The following is a 15422-nucleotide window of genomic DNA, read 5'->3' as shown; positions in this document are numbered from 1 at the left end:
CATCATTAAGGGCATCACGTGTTTGAAAGTAAATTACCAAATTTAGGTGTTAGTATATTTAGCCAAATGAGTGGCTTAGCTAATCAGTTTTCAGCAATTAACTTATCGCAGGGCTTTCCTGAATTCGACGCTCCCGCGCTTTTAAAAACACAGCTAAATTACTATGTTCAGCAAGGTGTAAATCAGTATTCGCCCTCAAGCGGTGTACCACGATTACAGCAGCAAATAGCCAATTTAGTTGAGCGAAAATACGCTGCAAAAATTAATGCGGCAGAGCAAGTTACGGTTACATCGGGTGCTACTGAGGCGCTATTTGTTGCTATTCAAACTATAGTACGCCCTGATGATGAAGTCATCGTATTCGACCCCGCTTATGACTCTTACCAACCCGCTATTGAGTTAGCAGGCGGTAAGGCAGTACATGTTGCGTTAAATGTGCCAAATTATACAATTGATTGGCAAATAGTGAGCCAAGCAATTACTAAAAATACCCGCGCTATTATTGTTAATACGCCACATAACCCAAGTGGTAAAATACTACAGCCGCAAGACATAAAAGAGCTTAAAGAGTTGGTAAGTGCTCACAACATCTTTGTAATTAGCGATGAGGTTTATGAGCACATCACTTTTGACGGCCAGCAACATTTAAGTATGCTGCGTGATGAGCAGCTCAGAGAAAAAAGCTTTGTTATATCAAGCTTTGGTAAAACATTTCATAGTACAGGTTGGAAAATGGGTTACTGTATTGCACCTACACACCTAGCTACTGAATTTAGAAAAATCCATCAATACGTTACATTTTCAAGCTTTACTCCAGCGCAGCATGCACTCGCCGATATGCTAGAGCAACAAGGTGAGCATGTAGATGAGTTAAGTGATTTTTATCAGCAAAAACGCGATTTATTAATAAAGCACTTGAGTGATAGCCGCTTTAACATTTTACCAAGCCAAGGCACTTACTTTTTATTACTCGATTATAGTGATGTGTCTGACTTAAACGATGTTGATTTTTGTCACTGGCTTGTAGAGCAGGCAGGTGTTGCGGCAATTCCGCTTAGTGTGTTTTATAAGCAGCCCTCAAATGATAAAGTGATTCGGCTATGTTTTGCTAAAAACGATGAAACCTTAATAAAGGCTGCGCAAATATTATGTCAACTTTAACGCTTACCTTAGTGCAAAGTGAGCTGCACTGGCTCGATAAAGACGCCAATTTAGCCATGTTCGATAAAAAATTAGCAGAGATAACCGCTAACCCCGATTTAATTTTATTACCCGAAACCTTTGCCACTGGTTTTGCAATTAACCTTGATTGTGCAGAGCCTGAAAACGGCAAAGTACTTAGTTGGCTAAAAACGCAAGCACATAAACATAACGCAGTTATCGCAGGGTCAGTATTAGTTGCACAAGGCGATAAAAAAGCCAATAGGTTTTATTGGGTAACCCCTAAAGGTGAAGTGGATTATTACGATAAACGTCATTTATTTCGTTTAGGAAGTGAGGGCGACTATGTTGTAGCAGGGCAAGCGCGTAAAACATTTGAAATTAATGGCTTTAAGCTACTTCCACAGGTGTGTTACGACCTTCGCTTTCCGGTTTTTCAACGTAATAACAACGACTACGATGTAATGATAAACGTAGCCAATTGGCCTGCAGTTCGTCGCCACATTTGGGATACGTTATTAATGGCGCGCGCAATGGAAAACTTATGTTACGTAGTGGCTGTAAACCGTGTTGGCGATGACGGTAACTGCGTAGCGCACAATGGCGGTACGGCCGTATACGACTTTAAGGGCGATACGCTCGCTAAAGCAAAAGATAATACGCAAGAGTTACTCACTGTAACGCTTGAAAAAGCACCGCTGGAAGATTTTAAAACCGCGTTTCCCGCTTATTTAGATGCCGATCCGTTTACGCTAACTTAAATTATCTTCACGTAGCACTAAAAATATTAAGTGCTAAAATAGCCGCTGATATTTTTATTGGCGGCTTTATGAATACAACCCTTATTACACCGGTAATTTTAGCAGGCGGCATTGGCACTCGGTTATGGCCGCTTTCTCGCCAAGCTATGCCTAAGCAATTTTTACCCTTGCTTGATAACACACACTCGTTATTACAAAGCACTTTAGCGCGTGTATCAGATAGTCAATTTGCAAAGCCAATACTTGTTTGTAACGAACAACACCGTTTTATTGCCGCCGAGCAAAGCACAACTGCTAACCCGCAAGGGCTTTTACTAGAGCCGCAGGGTAAAAATACGGCGCCTGCCATTGCGTTAGCTGCGCATTACGCACTACAACAGGGTATTGAAGGGCCAATGTTAGTGATGCCAGCCGATCATCATATTGAAAATTTTGCTGAGCTAACACTTCAGTTAAATGATGCTGTTAAGTTAGCTGAGCAAGGCATGCTAGTTACATTTTCAATCACACCTACCAAGGCGCACACCGGGTTTGGCTATATAAAACAAGGCAGTAAAATATCAGGCTCAAACTGCTTTGAAGTCGCTGAATTTAAAGAAAAGCCAAATCTAGCTACGGCGCAAAAATACTTAGCTGAAGGCGGTTATAGTTGGAATAGCGGCATGTTTTTATTTACGCCACGTGCTTATTTAAATGAGCTAGAACGTTTTGCGCCAAAAATAGCGCACAGTGTAAAAGCGGCATCTCAGTTTTCACACGACTTAGGCTTTACAAGGCCAAACATAGAGCCACTTAAAAACTGCCCAAGTGACTCTATTGATTACGCTATTTTAGAGCGCAGCAATAATGTAGCTGTTATACCTGTAGCGCTTAAATGGAGTGATGTAGGTAGCTTTAGTGCTCTTGCAAGCCTTACTAAGCAAGATGCGCACGGTAATAATGAAAACCATAACCATACAGCGCAAAACAGTACTAATAATTTTGTTATTAGCGAACACGACCATAGTATCGCAACGCTTGGGGTAAGTGACTTAGCCATTATTCACACCCACGACGCCACACTGGTTGCCGATAAAAATAAGCTCGATGGCTTACCTTTATTACTTAAACAATTAGCAATGGGGCAAAGCGATAAACTTAATCACCATCAGGTTGTGTATCGTCCATGGGGTAACTACCGCACTTTGGTTGAAGGTAGTGGTTTTAAAGTTAAAAAAATAACCGTTAATAGCGGTGCTAAACTTTCGACGCAGCGCCATCAGCATCGTGCAGAGCATTGGGTAGTGGTATCGGGTATTGCCGATGTTCGTATTGATGAGCAGTTGCTTACACTAAACCACGACCAATCTTGCTACATTGCCGCCAAGCAAATACACAGTTTAGCTAACAATCAAAAAGAGTCGTTAATAGTCATTGAAGTGCAAACAGGTGCTGTATTAGATGAAAGCGACATAGAGCGATTTGATGATAAATATGGACGTGGAAAGTAGTTTTAAATTACCAATTAAAACTAAGTGATTTTTCTCTAATGGCATTGGTTATGCCCGATATTTCTATGTTTAAAAATGGAGAGTAATAAAAATGCTATATGAAAAAAAGTACAAGAAGAAAATATCTTACTTTTTACAGTTTGTTATAGTTTTATGCATAGTGCTGTTATCACTTACTTATACAACTTGTGGATTATTAGCAATTCAAAGTTTAACAGTCGAAAAAATTAAAATAACCGAAGTGTTTAATACAATAGCTCAAATTGCGACTGCTTTTGCATTTTTCTTTGCTGTTTATCAATATCGAAAAAATGGTGAAAAGGAGAGACAAATCATTATTGCTAATGAGGCAAAACTACTGATAGATAGAATGTCTCATGAGTCGGATAAGTTGGCTTCAAATACAAAATTTACCGATCGAGAGGTGAATGAATTTATAAGTATAATGTCCAACTTCGGTTGTGACTTCAAAACATTATATGATGAACTAACTGACGATTTACATAAGGCAATGGTACGAATGCGTTGGCAGGATATGCATTATAATCATTTATCAAGGGCACTTTGTAGTCTTACTATAGACCTACTTTTCGATAACTTAAACTTAGATAAAAAGCATGATAGCTATTCATTCTTTAATGCTCGTTTTGATGATTCAGTAAAGTCAGAGCCTAAAGTATTAAGAGAGTATATGTATACAAAAAATATATTTAATAATATGAGCGCGGCTAAGGAGTTAATAAATAGCTTTACTAACTTATATTTATTCGAACAATATTATTTCGATCATGAAGGTACGAATGATTTGATGTATGGCTTGCTTTCAAGGTTAGATTTCCGCGTATCAGCCCCATTGCTCTCAGTAATCAAAGAAAAGCAAAGGTCGTAGCTGGTTTTTTGACTAGAATTCACTCTAACTGCCCACGTACAAACTTTAAGTATTGCTCTAAGCTGCGCTGCCAAAGATCTAACGCTTCATCAAGCAGGTTGTTGTGAGATTTATTATCAAGCAATCGTCGCTCTATCTTTTTCAGTTCAATACCGTAGCGGTTAAACCCGAGTTGCAAAGCGGTGCTTGCTTGGCGGTGCAATAATTTAATGCATTGCTCGGGTTGATGGTCTATTAAACCTTGGCAACGTATTAGCTTGTTACGCGCAGAGAGGACAAACTCATTATAAATAGACGACACTTCGTCTTCACTAAACGAACTGGTTAGCGTTTCTGCGGCCGTTTCATCATATAAGGTATCAACAAGTTCTACAGCAATATTTGCTGTCTGATTTGATTGAGAATCACTAAGTGCTTGTCTTAGTTTTTCGTGTTTTATTGGCTTACCTACAATGTCTTTTATCCCTAAAGATAAATATTCCTTTACTTCATCAGGGCTAAGGCTTGCTGTAAAAGCAAGTACAGGGGTTCGCTGGTTTTTATGATCTATGCGTTTTAGCTGCTTTAGTACTTCTTGCCCTGTGAAGTCAGGTAAGTTCATATCAAGTAATACAACATCAAAATGATGAGCTTGCATCAGCTCAATAGCGCTTTTACCATCGGTGGCAAGCTTAATTTTATGCTCATCATCGGCCATAAATTCAATGGCAATTTTTTGGTTTAAATCTAAATCTTCAACAAGTAAAACATCCAAACCTGTCAGATAATCCTTTGTTTGGTGGCGCTGCTCTACAAGGCTTAATTCGCCTATGGCAAAGGTTACAGAAAAGCTAAATACACTGCCTGTGCCTAATTGGCTGGCTATTTCTAAGCGGCTGCCTAGCTTTTCTAAAAGTCGACTAGTAATAGCGAGGCCAAGGCCTGTACCGCCTTTTTCTTTGCCGGCACTACTTTGCACATAAGGCTCTGTGAGATAGGCAATTTCGTCGTTTTCGATGCCGGGACCAGAGTCTTTTACACTAATTTTTATGGTGTGCTCAAGCTGCTTTTCGAGGACTAAGTCGACCTGAATTTTAACACTTCCGTAATCAGTAAACTTAATGGCGTTACCCACTAAGTTAATAATTATTTGCCTAAGTTTTTGCTGGTCGCAGTAATAACATGCTTGCTCAGGAATATTACAAATAAGCTCAAATTTAAGCTGTTTTTGCTCTGCAAGCGGGCTCAATAACAAGCATAAGTTATTAAGCCATGTCTTAAATTCTATATCCTCTTCGTAAAGGGCTTCATCGCTTTGATCAAGGCTTGCATAATCGAGTACTTTATCGACTAACAAATTGAGTGACTCGGTGGAGTTTATAATTGCTTCGCAGTAGGCTTTATTACGTGTGTCACTTGTTTGGTTCATGACCAGTTGCGCACTGCCTAGTATGCCATTAAGTGGAGTGCGTATTTCGTGGCTAATAGTTGATAAAAATAAGCCGCGAATTTCTAAATCTTTTTGTGCTTTGTCGGCTAATTGATTTAGGTTTTGCTCTCTGCGTTCATTACATAAAAGTGCCATGCCCGCGGCATAAAACATAGGAGCAATAACACCATTCAAAAAGAGTAATAAACTAAACCAACCGCTTTCTGATAACGTTGCTTGGTTAATAGTGCCCATAAAAAACGAGCGACCAATAAAGCTAAAGGCAACCAAAGTTAAAATGGTTATATAAACAATACTGCCATTGGGGTAGGGCTTACGTGCATACTTTATAAAAATATAAAGTAAAAATATTGCTTCGGCTATGTGTTGTAAATCTGAGGCTAATATTCGCTCTTCTAAGGAAGGGTTTATAAATGAGTAGTAAATGAGCATTACAGCGCTAAAAAGAGTAAATGAACACAGCAATTTAAAGCTTAAGCCTCGGAAATTTAAAAATTGGCTCAACGATAAGCAATGTACAAGTGACGCTGAAAACATCATTAAAGTAGCAATACTAATAATAACAAGGTTGTGGCTTTCTACTACTGTGGTAAAGCCTATTGCAGCGCCCAACAATAAAACGGGGTAAAAAATATAAAGCAGCGTGCCGGGAGTGTTTTTATTTGTTCGCCATGTTAAAAAGTTAAGAAAAGTCATGACGATCATAATCGCAATGCTGGCAAAAAACAGAGTAAAAGAGTCGAGCATTAATATTCCAGCAAAGGGGGTTTAATTGAGAATAATAAAAAGTATGATATTAAACAAGTTTACTACACATACAAAAACAGACACTTAAGTGTCTGTTTTTAAAGTTATCAACAAATATTTAGATTAACGGATTTCATCTGGAATATTTTGTTGTGCCCACGAGAGTAGCTCAATACGGTTACGACATTTAGTTTTTCTAAATGCGCTGTATAAGTGAGTTTTAACTGTGTGCGGGCTAATACTTAAATCTTCTGCAATCTCTTTATTTTTAGAACCTTTACTCATTAGTGAGATTATTGCTTTTTCTCGCTTAGTAAGTTTAACTGGTTCTATATCACCTTCGGTTAGTTTATGTAGTGCATCTTTATTAAACTGAAGCATACGATTTAATGCATTACACATTATGTCGCGGCGATACCAAAGTTGATCCTCAAGTAGTAAGCGAATACCTTTCATTAATACATCGGCGTTATCTGTTGTGTAAAACACACCACGAATACCGCTTAAAAGCGCGCGGTTAGCGAGCTCTGGGTTTTCGTCTAGATTAAATAATATGATATCGCATTTAGTACGTAGGTTTACTAATTGTTCTTTTAGCTTTCCCCATGCATCTTTACTTGATGTTTCAATAAACAGAAGTCGAGTCCCTTCAGGTACATCTAAAATGTTTGTACCAGTGGTTACGTCAAGGCCTTGCGTTTTTAACAAAGGTTCTAAAACGTTAATACCAATAGTGTTAATTGGCTCTTGATCTAATAACAAAAAGGCTGAACTGCTCATGTTTTTTTACTCTTTTATAAAGCTGACTGATTAAGTTTACCACGACTTCCACACCTTTTGTATTAGAAAGTCGCCGATGTACTCAAGAACAAATACGATTTTACGATTATTTAAACATAAAATGTTGCAAATAAGTAACTATTTTTCACTTTATAATCATGAAAAACCATAACATTTGTAACTAAATATTTGAGCCGGATAATTTTACAAAAATTTTTAATTAATTTACTTTTTTAGTGCTCTGATACGGTGGCCAACCCATTTCTTTGCCGCCAAGCATGTGTAAATGTATGTGATAAACAGTTTGCCCACCATGTTCATTACAGTTCATTACTACGCGGTAGCCATCATCACTAAAGTTATATTGCTTTGCCAGTTTAGCGGCAACAACATATAGATTACCCACTAAATGAGAGTTTTCAGGCGTGATATCATTAATTGTTGAAATTGCCTTTTTTGGGATAATAAGAGCGTGAAAAGGGGCTTGCGGGTTTATATCTTTAAATGCAAGTGTGTCTTCGTCCTCATAAATAATATCTGCTGGGATTTCTTTATTAATTATTTTAGTAAAAATGGTTTCTTGGCTCATGCTGTGTCCCTAATTAAGTGGTACGAAATTTAAGCTCACTAATGACAAACTTTCAAAGCGGTGTCAAACTGAAATCAAATAAAGGAGTTTTAATATGCTTAAACCAATTTTAATAGGTAGTGCTGTTGCATTACTACTTAGTTTTTCTGCCAATGCTGAAAATATTCACTTTCCTGAAGAGTTTGTACCACTGCAAGTGGGTGATCGTATGCTAGAAAGCTCTTTGTTTAGCCGTATTGATGATGTAGAGCTTGCACCGGGTACTTATCAACTAAAACTCAAATATACAGACTTATACGAAGATGATTACGATACACACGAAGTGGTAGAGTCAGAACCGTTTTGGGTGAATGTAACCATTGAAGCAGGTAAAGATTATACCTTAGTGTTTAATCGTGCTGAAAATGCAGTGTCTGCAAAAGTGTTCGCTGAAGCACCACAAGTGAGTTTAAAAGCAAAAAGTAGCGCGGTGGCGAAACCTTTAAGTGTTATTTCTAATACTCAGCTTGCAAGTAATAAACCTGCTATGCAAAACACAGTTCCAGCCGGACCTTCACGTCCTAGTCAGCCAATAAAGCCTATTGCGCCTATAAATGGAAAAGGAATGCCAAGTGCACCCCAGATGCTCGACTTTTGGTGGCAGCAAGCCACGACATCAGAGCGAAAAGCATTTTTAGAAAAAGTAACAAAGTAAAATAGTACAAAAAAGGGCCAAATTCAATTTGGCCCTTTTTAGTTAACGCTATTATTTATTCAAATAATGCGTCAATAGTACCTTGTGCAAGCGGGTGGTAACCCGGACGTGCTTTTAAGTACACGCTTTGTGCCCACTCTTTTTTGCCGTTAGTGATGAGTGATTTATATAACGGAACAATTAATTTACGGCGACCAATACCTGATAAGTGCTTATCAAGCGCAGGGTAAATTGGCTGATAACCATTCCCTACCGCAAGCATAAACCACGCAAAAGCTCGCTCAGCGTTAGTTGATTGCGTTAAGTTAAATTGATTATCTAGCTCGCTCATTTTATCTAGGCTTAAATCACGTGGCAGATTATTTAAAAAATGCAGCCATTCGTGAACAGTCCATTGGGTTGTTGGTAATTGTGCTGCTGTAGTCTCGCCTTTTAACCAAGCTGCGCTTACTGTATCTACTTTATCAAACGCATCTGATGTTGGGTTTGGCGCATCACTAGGTAAACCGGGTTCAAAAATCCACTCATTTACTTTATCCATGCTTACAACGCCTGGGTATTTTTCAATTAAGTTAGCTTTTAAATAAGTCACAAATTGCGCAGTGGTCAGCGATTTAAACGAAAACTCTTTAAAGTACGCTTTTACAAACGGGTCAAACTTATCACGGCCATATTTTTCTTCTAGGTAAATTAAAAATAGCTGACCTTTAGTGTATGGCACTGAGCTAAATGCATCATCTGGGTCGCGGCCATTAAGTTTTAAGTTAAGGCGGGTATCTGGCGCATCAATCGTTTTCAGCTGAGCACGTAAGCCTGCAGAATCTAATGCTTGTTCCATAACAGCGCGGTCACGGCCAAACACTTCTTCCATAATGCGGTTTTCAACGTACGAGGTAAAACCTTCGTTTAACCATAAATCTTCCCACGTTGCGTTAGTCACTAAGTTTCCAGACCAAGAATGAGCAAGCTCATGTGCGATTAGGTTAACTAAGCTTTTATCGCCTGCCACTACAGTAGGTGTAATGAACGATAGGCGCGGATTTTCCATTCCACCAAATGGGAAGCTAGGCGGTAGCATGAGTAAGTCGTAACGGCCCCATGCGTACTCACCATACATTTCGTTGGTTTTGTCGATCATGGCTTGTGTGTCGTTAAACTCAGCAACCGACGCATCTAAAATTTCAGGTTCAGCAAAAATACCTGTTTGGCGCGACATGGCTTTGAATTCTAAGTTACCCGCACCAATAGCAATTAGGTAAGGTGAAATAGCTTGTGGCATGTCAAAGATGTAGTCGCCATCTTTATAAAGTGCGTCTTTATTGTCGGCGCTCATAACCGCACGTATATCTTTTGGTGTATGAATACGCGCAGAATACGTTACACGCATTGCAGGGGTATCTTGCACTGGGATCCAGCTACGAGCATGAATAGCTTGCGATTGGCTATACATAAAAGGATGTGTTTTGCTGGCTGTTTGCTCGGGTGTTAGCCATTGTAAACCTGATGCTTCTGGGCGGCTGTTGTAGTAAATACGGGCTTTGGCAGCTTGATCTTTAAACTTAATTGTTAATTTAGAGCCTTTTACATCGTCACGCTTAGCAAGTGTGTAGTCTGCTTTATGCCAGCTACCATCGTCGTCTTGATACATTACTTTATCAATGTCTAAATCGCGGGTATCAAGTACTAGTGTTTTACTTTTAGAATTATTCCACTTTAGCGTGTGCTCAACAAAACCTTCTAACTGCTTGTCGGCAAAATCGACATCTAAATCAAGGCTTAAGTGAGTAGTCACAACATCATCGAGGTTAGCATACGAGTTTTGGTCTATCGCGCTAGCCATTGCTTGCGAACACATACCTGCCATAGCGAGGCTTAAAAAAAGAGGTTTAATTTTCATAATTACCCTGAACACAAATAAAAAAGTGCTGGTTTTATATCACGATTGCCACAGTGGGTTGAGTGATTTTTACAATCTAGTGCCACATTTGCGACGATGAGGTAAACTATTGCGATTAGTTACCGGTAACTTTAGAGAGCTTTGTGGCGTATTCATTACACTCCTTACATACATTTGCATTAAACAGCCAATGCCAGCATTTTGTTGAAATTACTCAGCTTGAGCAACTTAAAGCACAAAGCTTTAGCCCCCCATTTTGCTTATTAGGTGAGGGCAGCAATACCGTTTTTTTAAATGATTACACAGGTACAGTAATAAAAATGGCTACCAAAGGCATTAAAGTTACTGAACGAAAAGATGACTTTTTAATAAGTGTTGCCGCAGGCGAAAATTGGCACGCATTAGTAAGTTATTTGCTTGATAGAGACATCCCAGGGCTTGAAAACCTAGCACTTATACCAGGTACTGTTGGCGCATCACCTGTACAAAATATTGGTGCTTATGGTGTTGAAATTGCAAAGTTTGTAGAGTCGGTAGAGTACTTTGATATAACCACCAAGGCTATGCACACACTTAATAATGAACAATGTGAATTTGCCTACAGAGACTCCATATTTAAGCATTCACTTAAAAATAAAGCGGTGATCACTCGCGTTTATTTGGCATTGCCTAAAAAGTGGCAACCCGTATTAAGTTATGGACCATTACAGCACCTTAGTCGTGTTACGCCAACGGCTGTGTTTGAGCAAGTTATACAAACGCGTAATAGTAAATTACCTAACCCATATACATTGCCTAATGCTGGGAGCTTTTTTAAAAATCCTATTATCACCAATCAGCACTTAGCTGAGCTATTAACGCAATTTGCGGATTTACCTCATTATGAATATGGACAAAGCCACCATAAAGTGGCGGCTGGCTGGCTAATTGATCAAGTAGGTTTAAAAGGACATAGAGTCGCGGGTATTGAAGTGCATAAGCAGCAGGCCTTGGTATTAGTTAATCATGGAAATAGTGAAGGAAGCGACCTCATAACGATGATTAAACATATTCAGCAAGCGGTAAATGCCCGTTATAACATTATGCTAGAGCATGAAGTGCGTTTAATAGATACACACAGCGAATGCCATATTAAAATGGAGCCCATACAATGAAAGCGCCAGATGGAAACAAGCTCGCTATTTTAAATGCACTCAACCTAGGTGGTTTTGTATCTGGGCAAGCGCTAGGTGAAGAGCTTGGAATTAGTCGAGCTGCGGTTAGTAAACATATTAAAACGTTACAAGAAATGGGTTTGGACATTTTTAAAGTAACCGGCAAAGGCTATTGCTTGAATAGCCAAGTGGGCCTTTTAAATAAAAAACAAATTGATCAGCATTACAAAGCACTAGGTGCGAGCTCGGCCAATGTTGAAGTGCACCCTATTATCGATTCGACCAATAGCGAACTTATGCGCCGCATACAAAGTAAAGCGGAGCTTGAATCGGGCAAGGTCATTGTGGCTGAAATGCAGCAAGCAGGGCGTGGCCGACGTGGCCGTGTTTGGCAATCGCCATTCGGTGCTAATTTGTATTACAGTTACTTTTGGCGTTTAGATGACGGGCTTCAAGCTGCTATGGGTGTATCAATTGCGGTAGGTCTTGCTGTTTATGATGCAATTAAAGCGTTATACCAAATTGACGTAGAGCTGAAATGGCCAAACGATATATATATAAATAAGCAAAAGCTTGCTGGCGTATTGGTTGAACTAGACGGGCAACCACAAGGACCTTGCCAGCTAGTTATTGGTATAGGCATAAACCTACAAATGCCTGAAAGCTTTAGCCAACATATAGATCAGGCATGGACAGATTTAAATCAGCACACTCAACAGCTAGATAAAAATGAGCTGGTGGCTTCACTAACGTATTATTTAGAAAAGCGTTTATTACAGTACAGCCAAAGTGGTTTACAAGAAATGTACGAACAATGGAATGCATTAAATGCTTTTGCAGGAGAGCAGGTAGAGCTCAACACAGGTCATAGAAGTTGGCGTGGTATCTGTGAAGGCATAGACCCACAAGGTGGTATTCGTATTCGCCAAGACGGCGAAGTAAAAAGTTACTACGGCGGAGAAGTTTCGCTAAGAAAGGCACAACCATGAGATTACTCATCGACGTAGGCAATACGTCATTAAAAACAGTGCTTTGGCAAAACCAGGAAGCACAGCCTGCAAATATAAACAATTTACCTTGGCAGCACATAACTGAAGTTGTTTATGCCTGCGTAGGCAAAAGCGAATTAATGGCAGAGTTACTTGCACAAGCAAGCACACATGGCGTTCCTAGTTTTGAAGCCAACGTAACAAAACAATTAGGCAAGCTTAGCTGTGCATACGATCAAGTTGGCAATTTAGGTATAGATAGATGGCTTGCACTTATAGCAGGCTTTACACTTTACCCAGATACGCCGTGCATTATTGTTGATGCAGGTACCGCCACCACTATTGATGTGCTTGCTGATAATGGTGTTCACTTAGGCGGGTGGATTTTACCGGGCCTTGATTTGATGACCACCTCTTTAACGCAAAATACTCAACGCGTATTTGATGATGGCACTACACCATTTGAAGATAAGCTAGGGAAAAACACTCCTAACGGATTAAAAAATGGTGCTTTAGCAGCAACAGTTGGAGCAATTGAGCAAGCAAAACGTCACTTAGCGCAGCATAATTGTAGTCAATTGCCTAAAATAATCTTTGCTGGTGGTTATGGCGCGTTATTACAGCAGCAATTTATAGCTAGTATTTTTGATTCACTACTTGTAATGAAAGGCTTAAATTATTGGCACGACCTGAGTAAACACGTCCAAAAAGTATAAAAAACCACTGTTTTGCATGAATTGTGAGCATTTGAGGTAAAAAATTACATTTTTTTTAATTTTATTGTTGCATCCCAATAAACCTTACTCTAATATCTCGCCCCGTACTAAAGCAGTGCCGACTTAGCTCAGCTGGTAGAGCAACTGACTTGTAATCAGTAGGTCAACCGTTCGACTCGGTTAGTCGGCACCACTTTCCTTTTACCGGAAGTGAATTAGTAGAGAATTATCGTGGAGGGGTTCCCGAGCGGCCAAAGGGATCAGACTGTAAATCTGACGGCTCAGCCTTCGCTGGTTCGAATCCAGCTCCCTCCACCACTTTATTCTTGACGGTTAGAGGTAGTTTAAGAACAGATTTTTATGCGGGCATCGTATAATGGCTATTACCTCAGCCTTCCAAGCTGATGATGCGGGTTCGATTCCCGCTGCCCGCTCCAGTTCTTGTGTTGCTGATATAGCTCAGTTGGTAGAGCGCACCCTTGGTAAGGGTGAGGTCGGCAGTTCGACTCTGCCTATCAGCACCAGTCCTAAGAATCTCCTTGATTACTTCCTTTATCTGTCAGAAAATACTATTTGAAAAAATTTACTTAATCTACCTTTGGTGGATTATTTTCATATGTAATTTAGATACACAAAACTGATAGGTTCCGTCATGGCAAAAGAAAAGTTTGAACGCGTAAAACCGCACGTAAACGTTGGTACAATCGGCCACGTTGACCACGGTAAAACTACACTAACTGCAGCAATCACTAACGTACTTGCAAAAGTATACGGCGGTGTTGCTAAAGATTTCGCATCAATCGATAACGCTCCAGAAGAGCGCGAGCGTGGTATCACAATCTCAACTTCTCACGTTGAGTACGATACGCCTACACGTCACTACGCACACGTAGATTGTCCTGGTCACGCCGATTATGTTAAAAACATGATCACTGGTGCTGCTCAAATGGACGGCGCTATCTTAGTAGTAGCGGCGACTGACGGCCCTATGCCACAAACGCGTGAGCACATCCTACTTTCTCGCCAAGTTGGCGTACCTTACATCATCGTATTCATGAACAAATGTGACATGGTTGATGACGAAGAGCTACTTGAGCTAGTAGAAATGGAAGTTCGTGAACTTCTTTCTGAGTACGACTTCCCAGGTGATGATTTACCACTAATTCAAGGTTCTGCACTTAAAGCACTTGAAGGCGAAGAGCAATGGGAAGCTAAAATCGTAGAGCTTGCAGAAGCACTAGATTCTTACATTCCAGAGCCAGAGCGTGACATCGATAAGCCATTCATCATGCCTATCGAAGATGTTTTCTCAATTCAAGGTCGTGGTACAGTTGTAACTGGCCGTGTTGAAGCGGGTATCATCAACGTGAATGACGAAGTTGAAATCGTTGGTATCAAAGAGACTACTAAGTCTACTTGTACTGGTGTTGAAATGTTCCGTAAACTACTTGACGAAGGTCGTGCTGGTGAGAACATTGGTGCACTATTACGTGGTACTAAGCGTGAAGACGTTGAACGTGGTCAAGTACTAGCTAAGCCTGGTTCAATCAAGCCACACACTACATTCACTTCAGAAGTATACGTACTTTCTAAAGATGAAGGTGGTCGTCATACTCCATTCTTCAAAGGTTACCGTCCACAGTTCTACTTCCGTACAACTGACGTAACAGGTGACGTACAGTTACCAGATGGCGTAGAAATGGTAATGCCTGGTGATAACGTTAAGATGACAGTAACTCTAATCGCGCCAATCGCGATGGATGAAGGTCTTCGTTTCGCTATCCGTGAAGGTGGCCGTACTGTAGGTGCTGGTGTTGTAGCAACTATCGTAGAGTAATAGTTAACTTTTAAGTTAATTAATACTAAAAAACCCGAGCTTAGCCTCGGGTTTTTTAATGTCTGAAGAAAAGCGTTTAGTTTTCAGCTATCAACTATCAGCTTTCAGTAGCTCGGAGTTAAATTTAAAGGGCTACGTTTGTGTTTAAGTTTAAGTAATTTAAATATAATTAAGGCATAAAAAAGCACGACTTCAAGCCGTGCTATTCATTAAACTCTTTGACAACTGACACGCTAGTGTTTCTTAGCGTACTTTTCAGCTTGTTTTAACACTCTTAATAAATTGCCAC

The 15422-nt window shown here is 39.8% G+C and carries 13 protein-coding genes and 4 tRNA genes; 13 read left to right on the top strand and 4 right to left on the bottom strand.

Going from position 1 to position 15422, the window contains the following annotated elements:
• Window positions 1-18 precede the first annotated feature (18 nt).
• The 4 genes from ATS74_RS10015 to ATS74_RS10000 all read left to right on the top strand — a co-directional run bounded on the left by ATS74_RS10015 (window position 19) and on the right by ATS74_RS10000 (window position 4301).
• Window positions 19-1161 (top strand): methionine aminotransferase, encoded by a 1143-nt coding sequence (locus ATS74_RS10015; protein ID WP_058548768.1) that lies wholly within the window; start codon window positions 19-21, stop codon window positions 1159-1161.
• The gene (locus ATS74_RS10010) at window positions 1149-1922 is read left to right on the top strand and encodes an amidohydrolase (RefSeq protein ID WP_058548767.1); all 774 of its coding nucleotides are present in this window, start codon (window positions 1149-1151) and stop codon (window positions 1920-1922) included. The genes ATS74_RS10015 and ATS74_RS10010 overlap by 13 nt, the downstream gene beginning before the upstream one ends.
• A 68-nt stretch (window positions 1923-1990) precedes the next feature.
• Window positions 1991-3412: a mannose-1-phosphate guanylyltransferase/mannose-6-phosphate isomerase gene (locus tag ATS74_RS10005; protein ID WP_058548766.1), complete on the top strand. Its 1422-nt coding sequence runs from the start codon at window positions 1991-1993 to the stop codon at window positions 3410-3412.
• Window positions 3413-3503: 91 nt separating this feature from the next.
• On the top strand, window positions 3504-4301 hold the full coding sequence (locus ATS74_RS10000; protein WP_058548765.1) for a hypothetical protein: 798 nt from the start codon (window positions 3504-3506) through the stop codon (window positions 4299-4301).
• A gap of 19 nt (window positions 4302-4320) precedes the next feature.
• On the opposite strand, the gene ATS74_RS09995 is transcribed toward ATS74_RS10000, so the two are convergent.
• From ATS74_RS09995 to ATS74_RS09985, 3 genes are all read right to left on the bottom strand, one after another.
• Window positions 4321-6477 carry an ATP-binding protein gene (locus tag ATS74_RS09995; RefSeq protein ID WP_058548764.1) on the bottom strand — a complete coding sequence of 719 codons (2157 nt, stop codon included), beginning with the start codon at window positions 6475-6477 and terminating at the stop codon, window positions 4321-4323.
• Window positions 6478-6600: 123 nt separating this feature from the next.
• Window positions 6601-7257, bottom strand: a complete 657-nt coding sequence (locus ATS74_RS09990) for a helix-turn-helix transcriptional regulator (RefSeq protein ID WP_058548763.1) — start codon at window positions 7255-7257, stop codon at window positions 6601-6603.
• A 220-nt stretch (window positions 7258-7477) separates the two neighbouring features.
• On the bottom strand, window positions 7478-7846 hold the full coding sequence (locus tag ATS74_RS09985; RefSeq protein ID WP_058548762.1) for a histidine triad nucleotide-binding protein: 369 nt from the start codon (window positions 7844-7846) through the stop codon (window positions 7478-7480).
• Window positions 7847-7940: 94 nt separating this feature from the next.
• Between ATS74_RS09985 and ATS74_RS09980 the strand changes: the two genes are divergently transcribed.
• Window positions 7941-8540 (top strand): DUF2057 domain-containing protein, encoded by a 600-nt coding sequence (locus tag ATS74_RS09980; protein ID WP_058548761.1) that lies wholly within the window; start codon window positions 7941-7943, stop codon window positions 8538-8540.
• Between the two features lie 55 nt (window positions 8541-8595).
• Here ATS74_RS09980 and ATS74_RS09975 read toward each other — a convergent pair whose 3' ends face one another.
• Window positions 8596-10437 (bottom strand): M1 family metallopeptidase, encoded by a 1842-nt coding sequence (locus ATS74_RS09975; protein ID WP_058548760.1) that lies wholly within the window; start codon window positions 10435-10437, stop codon window positions 8596-8598.
• Between the two features lie 143 nt (window positions 10438-10580).
• Here ATS74_RS09975 and murB point away from each other — a divergent pair, with 143 nt between their 5' ends.
• From murB to tuf, 8 genes are all read left to right on the top strand, one after another.
• On the top strand, window positions 10581-11591 hold the full coding sequence (gene murB, locus ATS74_RS09970) for a UDP-N-acetylmuramate dehydrogenase (protein ID WP_058548759.1): 1011 nt from the start codon (window positions 10581-10583) through the stop codon (window positions 11589-11591).
• Complete coding sequence (birA, locus tag ATS74_RS09965) at window positions 11588-12580, top strand: bifunctional biotin--[acetyl-CoA-carboxylase] ligase/biotin operon repressor BirA (protein WP_058548758.1); 993 nt, start codon at window positions 11588-11590, stop codon at window positions 12578-12580. The genes murB and birA overlap by 4 nt, the downstream gene beginning before the upstream one ends.
• Complete coding sequence (locus ATS74_RS09960; RefSeq protein ID WP_058548757.1) at window positions 12577-13296, top strand: type III pantothenate kinase; 720 nt, start codon at window positions 12577-12579, stop codon at window positions 13294-13296. Before birA ends, ATS74_RS09960 begins: the two co-directional genes overlap by 4 nt.
• A gap of 117 nt (window positions 13297-13413) precedes the next feature.
• A tRNA-Thr gene (locus tag ATS74_RS09955) sits at window positions 13414-13489 on the top strand.
• Window positions 13490-13529: 40 nt separating this feature from the next.
• Window positions 13530-13614 (top strand) — tRNA-Tyr (locus tag ATS74_RS09950).
• A 44-nt stretch (window positions 13615-13658) separates the two neighbouring features.
• Window positions 13659-13733, top strand: a tRNA-Gly gene (locus ATS74_RS09945).
• A gap of 11 nt (window positions 13734-13744) precedes the next feature.
• Window positions 13745-13820: transfer RNA gene (locus ATS74_RS09940), tRNA-Thr, on the top strand.
• Between the two features lie 128 nt (window positions 13821-13948).
• The gene (gene tuf / locus ATS74_RS09935; protein ID WP_058548756.1) at window positions 13949-15133 is read left to right on the top strand and encodes an elongation factor Tu; all 1185 of its coding nucleotides are present in this window, start codon (window positions 13949-13951) and stop codon (window positions 15131-15133) included.
• Window positions 15134-15422 lie beyond the last annotated feature (289 nt).

Origin of the sequence: Pseudoalteromonas sp. H103 (assembly GCF_001469205.1) — a bacterium.
GTDB lineage: Bacteria > Pseudomonadota > Gammaproteobacteria > Enterobacterales > Alteromonadaceae > Pseudoalteromonas > Pseudoalteromonas carrageenovora.
Note: the sequence above shows the minus strand (reverse complement) of the source record. Positions and strands in the feature narration are given on the sequence as shown.